The organism is Leucobacter chromiisoli, assembly GCF_016522505.1.
Lineage (GTDB): Bacteria > Actinomycetota > Actinomycetes > Actinomycetales > Microbacteriaceae > Leucobacter > Leucobacter chromiisoli.
On the sequence record NZ_JAEHOH010000003.1, the window covers coordinates 155947 to 170237 of the forward strand.

The 14291-nt window shown below is 71.7% G+C and carries 12 protein-coding genes; 5 read left to right on the top strand and 7 right to left on the bottom strand.

Features of this window, described 5'->3' with window-relative positions:
• Window position 1 precedes the first annotated feature (1 nt).
• The 3 genes from JD276_RS03470 to JD276_RS03480 are packed head-to-tail and all read right to left on the bottom strand — an operon-like array spanning window position 2 to window position 3652.
• Window positions 2-1099 carry an ABC transporter permease gene (locus tag JD276_RS03470; RefSeq protein ID WP_200113946.1) on the bottom strand — a complete coding sequence of 366 codons (1098 nt, stop codon included), beginning with the start codon at window positions 1097-1099 and terminating at the stop codon, window positions 2-4.
• Window positions 1096-2640, bottom strand: a complete 1545-nt coding sequence (locus JD276_RS03475) for an ABC transporter ATP-binding protein (RefSeq protein ID WP_200113949.1) — start codon at window positions 2638-2640, stop codon at window positions 1096-1098. Before JD276_RS03475 ends, JD276_RS03470 begins: the two co-directional genes overlap by 4 nt.
• Window positions 2633-3652 (bottom strand): BMP family lipoprotein, encoded by a 1020-nt coding sequence (locus tag JD276_RS03480; protein ID WP_200113951.1) that lies wholly within the window; start codon window positions 3650-3652, stop codon window positions 2633-2635. The genes JD276_RS03475 and JD276_RS03480 overlap by 8 nt, the downstream gene beginning before the upstream one ends.
• Before the next feature lie 190 nt (window positions 3653-3842).
• Here JD276_RS03480 and JD276_RS03485 point away from each other — a divergent pair, with 190 nt between their 5' ends.
• From JD276_RS03485 to JD276_RS03500, 4 genes are read left to right on the top strand one after another with little or no spacing between them, the layout of a single operon-like run.
• A complete protein-coding gene (locus tag JD276_RS03485) occupies window positions 3843-4799 on the top strand; it encodes a C-terminal binding protein (protein WP_200113952.1) in 957 nt (318 codons plus the stop codon).
• A gap of 24 nt (window positions 4800-4823) precedes the next feature.
• A complete protein-coding gene (locus tag JD276_RS03490) occupies window positions 4824-5561 on the top strand; it encodes a FadR/GntR family transcriptional regulator (protein WP_200113953.1) in 738 nt (245 codons plus the stop codon).
• Window positions 5558-6334: an SDR family NAD(P)-dependent oxidoreductase gene (locus tag JD276_RS03495; RefSeq protein WP_200113954.1), complete on the top strand. Its 777-nt coding sequence runs from the start codon at window positions 5558-5560 to the stop codon at window positions 6332-6334. The genes JD276_RS03490 and JD276_RS03495 overlap by 4 nt, the downstream gene beginning before the upstream one ends.
• Window positions 6331-7935: an aldehyde dehydrogenase (NADP(+)) gene (locus JD276_RS03500; RefSeq protein ID WP_200113955.1), complete on the top strand. Its 1605-nt coding sequence runs from the start codon at window positions 6331-6333 to the stop codon at window positions 7933-7935. Before JD276_RS03495 ends, JD276_RS03500 begins: the two co-directional genes overlap by 4 nt.
• 52 nt (window positions 7936-7987) lie before the next feature.
• On the opposite strand, the gene JD276_RS03505 is transcribed toward JD276_RS03500, so the two are convergent.
• A complete protein-coding gene (locus JD276_RS03505; RefSeq protein ID WP_200113960.1) occupies window positions 7988-8653 on the bottom strand; it encodes an SRPBCC domain-containing protein in 666 nt (221 codons plus the stop codon).
• 2 nt (window positions 8654-8655) lie between these two features.
• Entirely contained in the window at window positions 8656-9069 is a 414-nt protein-coding gene (locus JD276_RS03510; protein ID WP_200113962.1) for an ArsR/SmtB family transcription factor, read from the bottom strand.
• Between the two features lie 482 nt (window positions 9070-9551).
• Here JD276_RS03510 and JD276_RS03515 point away from each other — a divergent pair, with 482 nt between their 5' ends.
• Window positions 9552-10298 (top strand): VIT1/CCC1 transporter family protein, encoded by a 747-nt coding sequence (locus JD276_RS03515; protein WP_233615268.1) that lies wholly within the window; start codon window positions 9552-9554, stop codon window positions 10296-10298.
• Window positions 10299-10382: 84 nt separating this feature from the next.
• Here the strand turns inward: JD276_RS03515 and JD276_RS03520 are convergent, their stop codons facing one another.
• Window positions 10383-11138 (bottom strand): SDR family NAD(P)-dependent oxidoreductase, encoded by a 756-nt coding sequence (locus tag JD276_RS03520; protein WP_200113964.1) that lies wholly within the window; start codon window positions 11136-11138, stop codon window positions 10383-10385.
• 97 nt (window positions 11139-11235) lie between these two features.
• Window positions 11236-14283: a bifunctional [glutamine synthetase] adenylyltransferase/[glutamine synthetase]-adenylyl-L-tyrosine phosphorylase gene (locus JD276_RS03525; protein WP_200113966.1), complete on the bottom strand. Its 3048-nt coding sequence runs from the start codon at window positions 14281-14283 to the stop codon at window positions 11236-11238.
• Window positions 14284-14291: the final 8 nt, after the last annotated feature.

The window sequence follows — 14291 nt, forward strand, 5'->3', positions numbered from 1 at the left end:
GCTAGCGCCCCTTCCGTGAGGTGAGTCGCGCGAGCGCTCCGGCCGCGCGGGCGAACAGCCCGGCCCGTGCCGCGACGACGATGATGATGATGGAGATCAGCACGCTCGAGAGCTCCGAGGGCACCGTCGAGACCTGCTCGATCCCGCGAGCGGTCGACCGCATGATGCTGTAGACGGCGACCCAGATGATCGTCGGCACGGGCTTGGCGCGCGCGACGAGCGCGATGAGCACGGCGTCCCAGCCGATGCCCGAGCCGATCTCGGTCCAGTACCGTCCCTGCGAGGCGGTGACGAGCAGGGATCCGGCTGTCGCGGCGAAGGCGCCGCTGACCACCATGGATCGGATCTGCGAGCGGGCAGTGTCGACGCCCGAGGCGGCCGCGAAGCCGTGCGCGTTGCCCGTCATGCGCCAGCGATAGCCCGTGACGCTGCGCTCGCTGAGCCACCAGACGAAGACGGCCACGATCACGACGAGCACGACGCCCGAGGTGAGGCCGGTCCGCGGGATCACCTCCTGGAACATCGCCGTGTCGTACACGCGCCGGGTGGTGCCGCTCTGCCGCGAGGGGTCCCGCAGCGGCCCGGTCACCAGGTAGGTGCAGAAGAGGATGAGGATGTAGTTCGACAGGAGGGTCGAGACCACCTCGTCCACGTTCCATCTCGCCCGCAGCCAGCCGAGGCCGCCTGCGATGAGGCCGCCCACGACCGCGGCGACGAGGGTAACGAGCAGGAGGTGGAGGGCGGGGAAGAGGGGGCCGATGTACGCGCCGGTGAGGGCCGCGGCCATCGCACCGGCGTACACCTGGCCCTCCGCGCCCAGGTTGAACATGCCGGAGCGGAAGGCGAGCGAGACGCCGAGCGCGGCGACGACGAGCGGCAGTCCCCAGGCGAAGGTGCGAGCGATCGCGGTCGGGGTGCCGAGCGAGTAGTCGAAGCCGGCCGCGACGGTGGGGAACGCGGCGTACCCCTGCGCCTGGATGAGCACGACGGCGGCGATCACCGCGACGACGAACACGAATGCGCCGTTGCGGATGGTGCGCAGCGTCTGCGCGGTCGCGCGCTTGGTCTGCGCCGTGATGATGGCGGTGGTGTTCGTCACGATTCCTCCTTGCCGATCCCGACCATGTGGACGCCGAGCTGCTCGCGCGTCGCCGAGGCCGCCGGCTCCTCGGCGACGATGCGGCCGTCGTACATCACGAGGATGCGATCACTCAGCCGCAGCAGTTCGTCGAGATCCGCGGAGACGAGCAGCACGGCGCATCCCGCGGCCGCGGCCTCCACGATGCGCGCGTAGATGAAGTCGATAGCGCCGAGGTCGACGCCGCGGGTGGGCTGCGCGAGCACGAGGAGCTTCGGATCCTCCTCCAGCTCGCGCGCGATGACGATCTTCTGCTGGTTGCCCCCCGACAGGTAGGCGCACCTCGTGTCGATCGAGGCGGTGCGGATGCGGTGGCGGTCGACGAGGTCGCGCGCCCACTCCCGCGTTTGCTTCGGCAGCGCGCGGGCGAGCCAGGAGCTCCGGTGCACCCGGCGGATGCGGCCGGCCGCGAGGCCCTCCAGCACCGAGCCGTTCATGGGGATCCCCTCGCGCTGCCGATCCTCGGGCACGAACGAGACACCGCGGTCGCGGCGCTGGGCGACGGTGAGGCCCGCGAGCTCCTCGCTGGCCAGGCGCACGGAGCCGCCCTGCGCGCTCGTCTGGCCGACGAGCGCTTCGACGAGCGCCGTCTGGCCGTTGCCCTCGACCCCGGCGATGCCGACGATCTCTCCGGGGCGGATCGAGAAGCCCACGCCGCCGAGCGCGGCGTCGTGCGGCGCCTTCTCGGTCTCGAGGCCGTCGACCTCCAGCACCGCCGTCGGTGCGATGCGGTGGGCGCGTTCGACGCGGCCGAGGTTCACGTCGCTGCGGCCCGTCATGGCCGCGACCACCTCCTCCGTCGTGGCCTCCGCGGCGAGCAGCGAGTCGACGGTGCGGCCCTGTCGCAGCACTGTGATCCTGTCGGCGATCTCGAACACCTCGCGCAGTTTGTGCGAGATGAAGACGATCGCGGCGTCCTCCTCGGTCGCGAGGCGCCGCAGCAGCCCGAACAGCTCGCGCGTCTCCGCTGGGGTGAGTACCGCGGTCGGCTCGTCGAGCACGATCACCCGCGCTCCGCGGTAGAGCACCTTCATAATCTCGAGCTTCTGCTGGGTGGCGACGCTGAGGTCTCCGACGATCGCCTGCGGGTCGACCGTCATGCCGAGGCGCTCGGCGACCGGGGCTATCGCGGCAGCCGCGGTCTTGGCGCTGTACCCTCCGCCGCGGGGCGGCTCGGCGCCGAGCACGATGTTCTCCGCGACGGTGAACGACGGCACGAGCATGAAGTGCTGGTGCACCATGCCGATGCCGGCCCGGATGGCGTCCATGGGCCGGTGGAAGTCGGCGGGGCTCCCCCGGAACATCACCGTCCCGGCATCCGCGCGATACATCCCGAAGAGGATCCGCATCAGCGTCGTCTTGCCGGCCCCGTTCTCGCCCACGAGCGCGTGGATCTCTCCCGGATACAGGGTCAGATCCACGCGGTCGTTGGCCACCACCTCGCCGAACCGCTTCGAGATGCCCCGCAGCTCCAGCACCGGGGCGGGTGCAGATTCACTCATCGATCTCCACGTCCCCCGCGACGATCGACTCCTGCAGCGCCTCCAGCTTCGCGATGTCGTCCGCGCTCAGCAGCTCCTCGTCGTAGACCATAGCCCAGCCGCCCTCGGCGAATCCGTAGTCCTGGACGTCGCCGCCCGAGAGCTTCCCGTCGACGAACTGCCGGGTGAGGTCGACCATCACCGTGTCAACGCCCATGGTGAGGCTGCCCGGCACCTTGCTGGGCGCCAGCGCGGACTTGTCGGCCACGACGCCGATGGGCGCGATGTCCGTACCGGCCTTGGCGGCGTCGAACACGCCGGAGCCCGACAGGCCGGCGTATGCGAAGACGCTGTACGCGCCTCGGGTGGAGCCGAGGGTGGAAGCGATCTCCGAGCCCTTGCCCGGATCGACGAAGCTGCCCACGTATTGCGAGGCGACCGTCTGCGCGCTGTCAACCTCAGCCACGCCCTGCGTGTATCCCGACTCGCAGTTCTCGACCACCGGCGCGTTGACGCCGCCGATGAAGCCGGCCGTCGAGGAGCCGTTCGCCGCGTTCACGGTGGCGGCGAGCGCGCCCGCCATGAAGCACCCCTCCTGAGTGCGGAAGACGGCCGAGACGACGTCCTCGCTCCCCGCCTCGCCGTCTATGAAGACGAACTGCGTGTCGGGATTCGCGGCGGCGGCCTCGTTCATGGCGTCGATCGCCTCGAAGCCGAGCACGAACACGAGGTCGTTGCGATCCGCCGCGTCCTGCAGCAGCGGTGCGAAGTTCTGTGCCTCGAGCTGGCCCTCGTAGGTGCTGACCGTCGCGTCGAACTGCTCTGCGAGCGGATCCTCCGCGAGGCTCGCCTGATCGAAGAAGTCGCCGTCGCCGAAGGCGTTGTCGACGAAGACGCCAATGTTGAGCGAGTCCTCCTCCCCCTGGGCCGTGGGCGCCTTGCCGCCGCAGCCGACGAGCACGAGCGAGGCCGCGCCGAGGAGTGCGATAGAGGCGAGCGAGCGAGGCATGATCCGCGAACTGACGTGTCTCATGAGCGATCCCTTCATTGGGTGTTCTCTTATCTGTGGTCTGGTGCCCCTCTGAGCCGCCTGCGGGAGCAGTGCGACCCGTGCGAGTGCATTCATACTATGATACGATCTAAATAATCTCCACTCACGATGCCCACCGCCGCCGACTCCTCGTCGAACACCGCGCAGCATCACCCCCCAAGAAAGGACGGTCATGACGCCACGCATCGTCGTCACCGACCACGCCTTCGCCACCACCCGTTACGAGCAGGAGGCCGCGCGCAGCGTCGGCGCGGCGTTCGCGGAGTACGCGGCGGCGACCGAGGACGAGACGATCGCAGCCGTCGCCGGCGCCGACGTCGCGTTCGTCAACTTCGCCCCGATGACGCGCCGCGTGCTGCAGACCATGCAGCCGGGCAGCACGGTGATCCGCTACGGGATCGGCGTCGACAACGTCGACCTGCCGGCCGCCGAGGAGCGCGGCGTGCGCGTCGCCAACGTGCCCGACTACGGGATCGAGACCGTCGCCGACCACGCTGCGGCCTCGCTGCTCTCCCTCGCCCGCCGCGTGCCCTTCTACGACCGGGCGATCAGGGACGACGGCTGGTCCACGCCGACGGGGCTCGGGCCCGTGCGCAGCCTGCGCCAGCACACGGTGGGCCTGCTCGGGTTCGGACGCATCGCCCGCTCCGTCCACAAGCGCGTGAGCGCCTTCGGGGCGAAGACCATCGCATACGACCCCTTCTGCCCCGACGAGGCCTTCGCCGAGGCCGGGATCGAGCGCGTCACGCTCGACGAGCTGGCGCGCCGCGCCACGGCGCTCTCGCTGCACGCGCCGCTCACCCCCGAGACCGAGAACGTCGTGGACGCGGCCTTCCTCGCGAGGATGCCCGAGGCATCGATCATCGTGAACACCGCCCGCGGCGGGCTCATCGACGAGGAGGCGCTCGCCGCCGCCCTCGACTCGGGTCGCCTCGCGGGAGCGCTGCTCGACGTCACCCGACCCGAGCCGGTGCCCGCGGACTCGCCGTTGAGAGACGCCGCCCGACTGCTCTTCACTCCGCACGCGGCGTTCTACGATGAGGAGTCACTCGACAATCTGCAGCGCCTCGCGAGCGAGGAAGCCGTCCGGGCGCTCAGCGGGGCGACGCTCCGCTGCCGAGTTGCCTGACACCACGAGCAGAGGAACCCCGACATGACCAGAGTCGCACCCTTCGCCGACCGCCGCCCACTCTCCGAGCAGGTGGCCGATGCGATCATGTCCCGCATCCTCGACGAGAACCTGCAGCCGGGCGATCAGCTGCCCACCGAGCCCGAGCTCATCGAGAGCTTCGGAGTGAGCCGTACCGTGGTGCGGGAGGCCGGTCGCACGCTCGTCGCACGCGGCGTCGTGAACATCCGCCCCCGCCGCGGGATGCAGGTCGCCGAGTTCGACGAGCAGAACTTCTCCCGGCAGGTGGCGCTCATGCTGCGCCTGGGCGGCGGCACGTTCACCCAGCTCATGGAGATGCGCCGCTCGCTCGAGCCCGGCATGACGGCCTACGCGGCGATGCGGCGCAGCGACGCCGATGTCGAGGAGCTCTACCGCCTCGTGGAGCTCGTGCGGGCGACCGGCGACGAGACGGAGAGCGAGCGGGCGCTGCACATCGAGAGCGACCTCGGCTTCCACTCGGTCATCGCGCACGCCACCGGCAACCCCTTCTTCTCCCACATGACGCTGCCGTTCAACGAGATCCTCACCGCGACCTACCTGCAGAGCCCGGGCTACGCTCCCGAGCGCTCGAAGACCCACGACGAGCACGCCCGGATCGCCGACGCCATCGCGGCGGGCGACGCGGAGCTCGCGCGGACCGTGGCCATCGAACACGTCAACCGGGTCACCGCCGCCGCGGAGGCGCTGACCCCGCACATCCGATTCGGGGGAACCCCATGACCTCGCTTGCCCAGCCGTCCCTGTTCGACCTCGGCGGCGCGCACATCGTCGTCACCGGCGGCAGCCGGGGGCTCGGCAGGGCCGTATCGCTCGCGATCGCACGGGCCGGCGGGGCCGTGACGATCATCGCGCGGAACGCTGAGCAGGCGCGGGACGCCGCGCTGGAGATCGAGCAGGCGGGCGGCATCGCTCGCGTGCGGGCGGCCGATGTCGGCGAGATCGGCGCCCTCGACGCGCTCGTGGGTGAGATCTCCGAGGCCGCGCCGATCGACGGCGTCGTGCACGCCGCAGGCATCCAGCTGCGCAAGCCGGCGGTCGAGATCGCGCCCGACGAGTTCCTCCGGGTCCAGAACGTGAACCTGCACGCCCCGTACTTCCTGAGCACCGCGGTCGCACGTCGGCAGATCGACTCGGAATCGCCCGGATCGCACGTGTTCATCGGTTCGCTGAACTCCAGCATCGGACTGCCGGGCATCTCCCCGTACGTCGTCTCGAAGACCGGCCTCGTCGGCATGGCCCGTGCCTTCTCCACGGAGTGGGCGCGCCACGGAATCCGCGCGAACGTCATCGGTCCGGGATACTTCGCGACCGAGATGACGGAGGGCCTGCTCGCGAACCGGGCGGATCACGACCGGATCATGGGTCGCATCCCCATGCGCAGGCTCGGCGACCCGAGCGATATCGGCAACGCCTGCGTCTACCTGCTCTCAACCGCTTCGCAGTACGTCAGCGGAACACTGCTCAACGTCGATGGAGGATGGCTCGCATCATGAACAACATTCCGACCCTGCCGAACACCCCGGCCGTCACCGGCCGCTCGATCATCGCCGGCCGGCCCGTCTCCGGCGCCGAGGGCACCCACCGCAGCGTGCAGCCGGTCGACGGCTCCGCCCTGGGGCCCGAGTTCGGGTTTGTCGGCGCCGCCGAGGTCGATCGGGCGGCACGCGCGGCGCTCGAGTGCTTCGACGCCTATCGCGCCGTCGACGACGAGCGCCGGGCCGCGTTCCTCGATGCCGTCGCCGACGAGCTCGAGGCGATGCGTCCGCAGCTCGTGGAGCGGGCCACGGCCGAGACCGGCCTGCCCGTCGGCCGCATCAAGGGCGAGGTCGGTCGCACCGGCGGGCAGTTCCGGCTTTTCGCTCGCGAGGTGCGTCTCGGGGCCTTCCACGGGCTGCGCCACGACTCCGCGCTGCCCGAGCGGCAGCCCGCGCCCCGCTCCGACATCCGGCAGCGGCGCATCCCGCTCGGCCCGGTCGCGGTCTTCGGCGCCAGCAACTTCCCTCTCGCGTTCTCGACGGCGGGCGGCGACACCGCCTCCGCACTCGCGGCGGGCTGCCCGGTGGTGGTGAAGGGCCACTCGGCGCACGCCGGTACCGCCGAACTCGCCGGCCAGGCCATCGCTCGCGCCGCGGCGCGGACGGGGATGCCCGAGGGAGTCTTCTCGGTGCTGTTCGGCTCGGGCTCGCTGGTCGGTCAGCAGCTCGCCTCGCATCCCGCGATCGCGGCGATCGGCTTCACCGGCTCGCAGGCGGCGGGCACCGCGCTGATGGCGACCGCCGCCGCCCGGCCGCGCCCCATCCCCGTCTACGCCGAGATGTCGAGCATCAATCCAGTGCTCGTGACCCGCGATGCCATCCGCGCGGACGCCGCGGGCGAGGCGGCCGGCTTCGTCGGCTCGCTCACGCTCGGCTCCGGCCAGTTCTGCACGAACCCCGGCCTCGTCTTCGTCGAGGCCACGGACGAGGCCGACGCGTACCTCGCCGAGATCCGCGAGGCCGTGGCCTCGAGCACCGGCCAGACGATGCTCACCGCCTCGATCCGCTCGGCGTTCGACTCCGGCGTCGAGCGGCTGCACGGCGCCGGCGCGACGACCCACGCCGAGGGCGAGGCCGGAGCGGGGCCGAATGCACCGGCTCCGAGGACCCTGCTCACCCACGCGGCGACGTTCGCGGAGCGGCCCGAGATGCACGAGGAGGTCTTCGGCGCGGCGGCGCTCGTGGTCGTCTACCGCGACGAGGAGGAGCTCTCGCGCGCCCTCTCCGCTCTGGGCGGGCAGCTCACCGCGACGCTGCGCATGACGGAAGGCGAGCGCGATCTCGCGTTTGCCCGACGACTGCTGCCGCAGCTGGAGCGGCTCGCCGGGCGCATCATCGTGAACGAGTGGCCGACCGGAGTCGAGGTCATCGACTCGATGGTGCACGGAGGCCCGTTCCCCGCGACCTCCGACAGTCGCACGACGTCGGTCGGCACGCTCGCGGTGGAGCGCTTCCTCCGCCCGGTCGCCTATCAGAACCTGCCGGAGTCGCTGCTGCCTGCGGTGTTCGCCGACCCGTCGCTGCCCCGCCGCGAGGACGGCGCGCTCGTCGTCGCATAGCCGCACGCAGGAGCGGTCCCGCCACCCCCGCATCGCCAGCTCGCGACCCGCCTCACCCCTCCGGCGTCTCGCCGGTGTAGAAGCCGTAGGTGGCGTCCGCCGCGCGCTCAGCGGCCTCGCGATCGGCGCCCGCGGCGGCGTGCGCCTCCGCCCACCGGTCCGCGGCCTGTCGTGCGAACGCCTTCCCCTCGTCCGAGAGCATCCACGCCTCGGCCTCCTCCGGCGGAACGCTCCCGCTCTGGGCGCCGAGGTGCAGGGCGAGCCCCAGCAGCCCCTGATCCCAGCCGACGCCCGTGGCTCCCGGCCCGAACGTGTCCCACATGCCGGGCGGCAGGTCCGCCTCGCGCGCGGTGTGCTCGAGCTCGAAGCGGGTGCGCTCCTCCCCCGCCGCAGAGAGCCGCACCGCGACCCAGGAGACACCGCCGCCGAACTCCCAGGTCACCAGGTACTCTGCGGCCCCCTCCTCCGGCGGCAGGCAGGTGAGGATCTCCCCGCCCGCATTGCCCTGCAGCTGATACCGGCCGCCGAGCCGCAGCTCACCGGTCACGGGCAGGAACCACCGCTCGATGCGCTCGGCGTTGGTCACGGCGTCCCAGACGTCGTCGATGCCGGACGGGTACTCCTGCACGAGCGTCTGGACGTGCGACGGCTCCCCGTCCACTTCCTCGGTGCGCAGCGCGCGGCTCACCGCGCCGATCTGCGAGTGTACGTCGACCATGATCATTCCTCGTTTCCTGCTCTCGTGGAACCGGTGCGGCTGCTGCCGGCACCGGGGTCTCGGCTCTGCGCACGGCTGCGCTCCGCCGCGATCCTGCGCTCCCGCCTGCCGCGGGCCAGCTCGGTGCCGAGCGCGGCGAGCGGCCCCCGCCAGAATCGCTCGAACGGGCTCAGCCACTCGACGGCCTCGCGGAGGCCCCGCGGATCCACGGCGTAGAGCCTTCGCGCACCGTCGGGGCGCACGGTCGCGAAACCGTGCTCTCTCAGCACCCGCAGGTGCTGGGAGACGGCCGGCTGGCTGATCCCGAACTCCTCGGCGATGACGGCCGTGATGCGCCCCGCGGGCTCCTCGCCGTCGACGATGAGCTCGAGGATCCTCCGGCGGACCGGGTCTCCGAGGACGTCGAACGCGTGCATGCTCCAATATTTGCGCCGCAACTTATATAAGTCAAGAGTGATACGAACGGGCCATCCCCATCGGCGATCACGCAGCCCCCGCGGTGCCGTCCTGCGGCCGAACATCCCGCCGCTCGCGAACACCCCCCCACCGCTCGCGAACACCCCCGCCGCACGGCAGAGGCCCCGCCTGAGCGGGGCCTCTGCCGATTCGTAGGTGGCGGTGGGTTCCGATCTCTCGTCTTCTCCGCGCTGCTGGAAGTCTAGGACTCGAGCTCGTCTTCGAGCTCCGCCCCGTCCTCCGCCAGCATCGCCTCAAGGAAGTTCTGCAGGTAGTTCATAACGATAAGGTTACGCTTCCATAACGAATAAGGGAAGACCCAGGAGTGAACATCAGGTGTCCGAATCTCCGCGGCTCCCGCTGAATGACGCGAAGGTCGCCCGACGCGCCGGAGGCGTTTTTCCTCGTGCGCGCCGATGCGGAACCCTGAGAGGATGAACCCATGAACGAGCGACCACGGCCGGGACGCGGTGAGATGCCCGCGGGCGCGCACGCGGACGAACCGCACGATGCCCGGGTCGGGCAGCGGCTCAACTGGCTGCGCGCCGGCGTGCTCGGGGCCAACGACGGCATCGTCTCGACGGCTGGCGTGGTGATCGGCGTCGCGGGGGCGACCGGCAGCGTGATCGCGATCGCGACCGCGGGAGTCGCCGCGCTCGTCGCCGGCGCGTTCTCCATGGCCGGCGGCGAGTACGTCTCCGTCAGCACCCAGCGCGACACCGAGCGGGCCCTCATCGAGAAGGAGCGGCGCGAGCTCCGCGAGATGCCGCAGGAGGAGTTGGAGGAGCTCACGGGCCTCTACCGGCAGCGCGGCCTCTCGGCGGACCTCGCGCGCCGGGTGGCCGAGGAGCTCACCGCGCACGACGCCCTCGCCGCGCACGCCGAGATCGAGCTCCGGATCGATCCCGAGGACTACACCAGCCCGTGGGCGGCGGCGCTGTCCTCGTTCGTGTCCTTCGCGATCGGGGCGCTGATCCCCCTGCTCATGATCCTGCTCCCCGTCGGCGATCATCGCGTGTGGGTGGCGGCGCTCGCCGTGGTGATCGGCCTGCTGCTGACGGGGTGGATCAGCGCCGCGCTCGGAGGAGCGCCCCGCATCAGGGCGATCCTGAGGAACGTGCTCATGGGATCCGCCACGATGGCCGCGACCTATCTGATCGGCACGCTCTTCGGCGTCGCCGTCTCCTGAGCCGCCCCTCGGTCAGACACCGCACGCACCCCGCGCCGCCATGCACCCCACGGCGGCGCACACTCCGCACCGGCGCTCTGGGCCCTACTCCGGCGTCGGCAGTCGCACCGTGCGGCCGCCGTCGAGCGTGATCACCTCGCCCGTGAGGAACCGGCTCGTGGCGGCCGCCAGGTAGACGGCGAGATCTCCGACGTCCTCCGGTGTGCCGAGCCGTCCGGCCGGGTGCAGCCGGATCAGTTCGGCGCGCGCCACGAGGGGGTCGGACCTCGACGCCAGGTACTCCTCGCTCAGGTCGGAGACGATCCAACCCGGCGCGATCGCGTTGCAGCGGATTCCGTGGCGCCCCAGATCGATCGCCATCGCCCGCGTCATCCCGTGCACACCCGCCTTCGTCGCGGCGTAGGCGGTGTGCCCCGGGTTCGTGGCCTCCCCCTCGACGGAGCCGATGTTGATGACGCTGCCGCTCCGATCCCGCAGGTGCGGCAGCGCCGCCTGCGCGAGGAAGAGCGGCGCACGGAGGTTCAGCGCGGCCATGAGGTCCCACTCGGCGACGGTGAGCTCCGAGAGGTCTCGCTCGAACATGGCGCCGGCGTTGTTCACCAGCACGTCCAGCCCGCCGAAGCGCTGCACCGTCTCCTCGACCGCGACGGCCGGAGCGTCCGGATCGGCGAGATCGGCCCTGATGCAGGCGACCCTGGGGTCTCGTTCGAGCTCGGGATCGGCCGCGCGTCGCTGCACGATCGCGACGCGCGCGCCCTCCGCGAGGAACCGGTCGACGATTCCGCGGCCAATGCCGCGACTCCCGCCGCTCACGAGTGCGACCCTGTCCCGCAGCTGCATCTGGCCTCCCCCGCCTTCGCTCCGCTCTGCGTCCCGATCATCCGGTCCGCGTCCCGATCATCCGGTCCGGCCTCACGCTACCAGTCCGGCGAGCTCCTCAGTACGCAGGGAACCGCTCGTCCTCCTCGCCGAAGCCGAAGAACGCCCGCTCGAACACCGCTCGGGCCCTCCGCGAGAGCGCGAGCCACCGCTCCTCGAGTTCCGAGGTGCGCCCGCGAGGCAACCCGAGCACCCCCGCGATCCCCTCGAGATCCTCGCGCGCGAAGGGCAGCACGTCCGAGGCGCGATCCGTCCACAGCTTGAGCGCAGAACGCACCTGGCTCGCGAAGATCCACGCCTCCTCCAGCGCCTCCCGCCCCTCGGCATCGATCAGCCCGAGCTCGTCCGCCCCCGCCAGCGCCGAGAGCGTCGACACGGTGCGCAGCTCCGCGTGCTCCGCGCCGTGGCGCAGCTGCAGGAGCTGCACGAGCCACTCCACGTCGCTGATCCCGCCGGGTCCGAGCTTGAGATGCCGCTTCGGATCGGCTCCGTGCGGCAGGCGCTCCGCCTCGACCCGCGCCTTCATCCTGCGCACCTCGCGCACCTCGTTCTCCCCGAAGCGCGACGGGAAGCGGATCTCGTCGGCCAGCTCGACGAAGGCGGCCCCGAGCCCCGGGCTGCCCGCCACCGGGCGGGCGCGGAGCAGCGCCTGGGCCTCCCAGGTCAGCGACCAGCGCTCGTAGTAGCTGCGGTAGGACGCGAGACTGCGGGCGACGGGACCGCTCTTCCCCTCAGGCCGGAGATCGAAGTCGAGATCGACGGGGAAGCGCGGATCCGAGACCAGCCGCCGCAGCTCGGAGATCAGTCGTTGCGCCGTGCGGGCGGCCGCCTCCGCCGGCACTCCCTCCTCGGCGCGGTACACCGCCATGATGTCGATGTCGGAGGCGAAGCCGAGTTCGCGGCCGCCGTAGCGACCCATGCCGATGAGCGCGAGCTCGACCGCGGCGGCCCCGCTCTCGCCCGCACCGCGGTCGCCCTGCCCGGCCCGCGACTCGGCGCCGACGAGCGCCAGCAGCAGGCCGTCGAGCAGCGCGGTGTGGGCCGCATCCAGCCCGAGCGCCACCTCGGCGTCGTCGATCACGTCGACGAGCCGGCCCATCGCGAGGCGCAGCACCTCCCGGCGGTGGACGGCGCGCAGCGCCGCCGCAGCGTCGTCGATGCTCTCCCGGCGGGAAGCGAGTGCGCGCATCTCCTCGAGCAGCGTCGGCAGCGCGCTCGGCCGCAGCGACTCGTCCTTCTCGAGCCAGGCGACGGCCTCGGGGATCGACTCGAGCAGCTCGGCGGCGTACTTCGAGTTCGAGAGCACCTGCGTCAAGCGCTCCGCCGCCTCGGCGCCGTCGCGGAGCAGACGGAGGTACCAGGGCGTCTCCAGATTCGCCTCGCTCACCCGGCGGAAGGCCAGCAGGCCGAAGTCGGGATCGGTGCCCTCGGCGAGCCACTGCAGCAGCACGGGCATCAGGTTGCGCTGGATCCGCGCACGCCGCGAGGTGCCGCGCGTCAGCGCCGTCAGGTGGCGCATGGCCCCGTCCGGATCGCGGAAGCCGATGCTGGCGAGGCGGGCCCGCGCCTCGTCGCTGCCGAGGATCAGCTCCTCCTCGGGCAGCGCCGCGACGGCGCTGAGAAGCGGAGCGTAGAAGATCTTGAGATGCAGCTCGCGCACCTCGCGCTTGGTCGCCTCCCACAGGCGGCGCAGCTCGTCGCCGCCGCGCGCGAGCCCGCTCGACCGGGCGAGCACGCGCAGCCCCTCCTCGTCGCGCGGCATGAGCGCCGTGCGACGCAGATCCCGGAGCTGCAGCCGGTGCTCCAGCACCCGCAGCCTCCGGTAGTCGGCGGCGAGCCGCTCTCCGTCGCCGCGCGCCACGTAGCCGCCCTCGACGAGGGCGTGCAGGGCCGGCAGCGTGCCCCGCAGGTGCAACCGGTCGTCGTACTGGCCGTGCACCAGCTGCAGCAGCTGCACGCTGAACTCGATGTCGCGCAGACCGCCGGGCCCGAGCTTCAGCTGGTACTCCAGGTCCCCCTCGCCGATGTGCTCGGTGACCCGCTGCCGCATGCGCTGCACCGAGCCGACGAAGTCCTCGCGCGAACCCGACGCCCAGACCATCGCCCGCGTCCGGGCGACGAACTCCTCGCCGAGCTCGATGTCGCCCGCGATCGCGCGCGCCTTGAGCAGCGCCTGGAACTCCCAGGCCTTCGCCCAGCGCTCGTAGTAGTTCATCATCGATCCGAGGCTGCGCACGAGCGGGCCGTGACGCCCTTCGGGCCGCAGGTTCGGGTCGACCTGCCAGAGCGGCGGTTCGAACGCGGGATCGTGCGCGGCGCGCATCATCTCGCTCGCGAGCCGCGTGCCGACGCGGATCAGCGCGTCGCCGTCCACGATCTCGGGGTCGACGGTCTCGACGACGAACACGACGTCCACGTCCGAGACCACGTTGAGCTCGTTCGCCCCGCACTTGCCCATCGCCACGACGGCGATGCGCGTCGCGGCGAGCCGCTCGGCGGGCACGGGGGCGCCGCCGTCGGCGCCGGCGGCGAGGTCGGCGCGCGCGATCGCCAGACCGGCCTCGAGGGCCCCGCTCGCCAGAGCGGAGAGCGACGCCGCGACCTCGTCGAAGGGGGCGAGCGGGTCGCCGCGGCGCCCCTCGAGCAGGTCGAACAGCATGACCTCCGCGAGCAGCTCGCGGTAGCGCACGCGCAGTGCGTTCCACGCCGGCTCGGACTCGAGGCCGGCGACGGCGTCGAGGAGCCTGCCCTTCGCCTCGACCTCGGAGACCAGCCGCCCGCCGCCCGCGAGCACCTCGTCGAGTCGCGTCGGCTGCCGGCAGAAGAAGTCTCCGAGCGCGGGCGACGCGCCGACCAGCAGGGCGAGCCGCTCCCCCTGTTCCCGGTCGAGGGCGCCGAGCACGTCGGGGTGCCGCTCCGCGATGTCGAGCACGCGGCCGAGGGCCGCGTCGGGGTCCCCCGCGAGCGAGAACTTCTCCAGCAGCCAGCCGACCGGGATGTCCAGCGTCTCGGCGAGCATGCCGAGGCGCTCCCGTGACTCCGACAGCTCCTGGAACCCGGCCCGCGCCAGATCCGAGAGCCGGTGCGCCCGGTCCGCCCCTGCCATCCGCGACG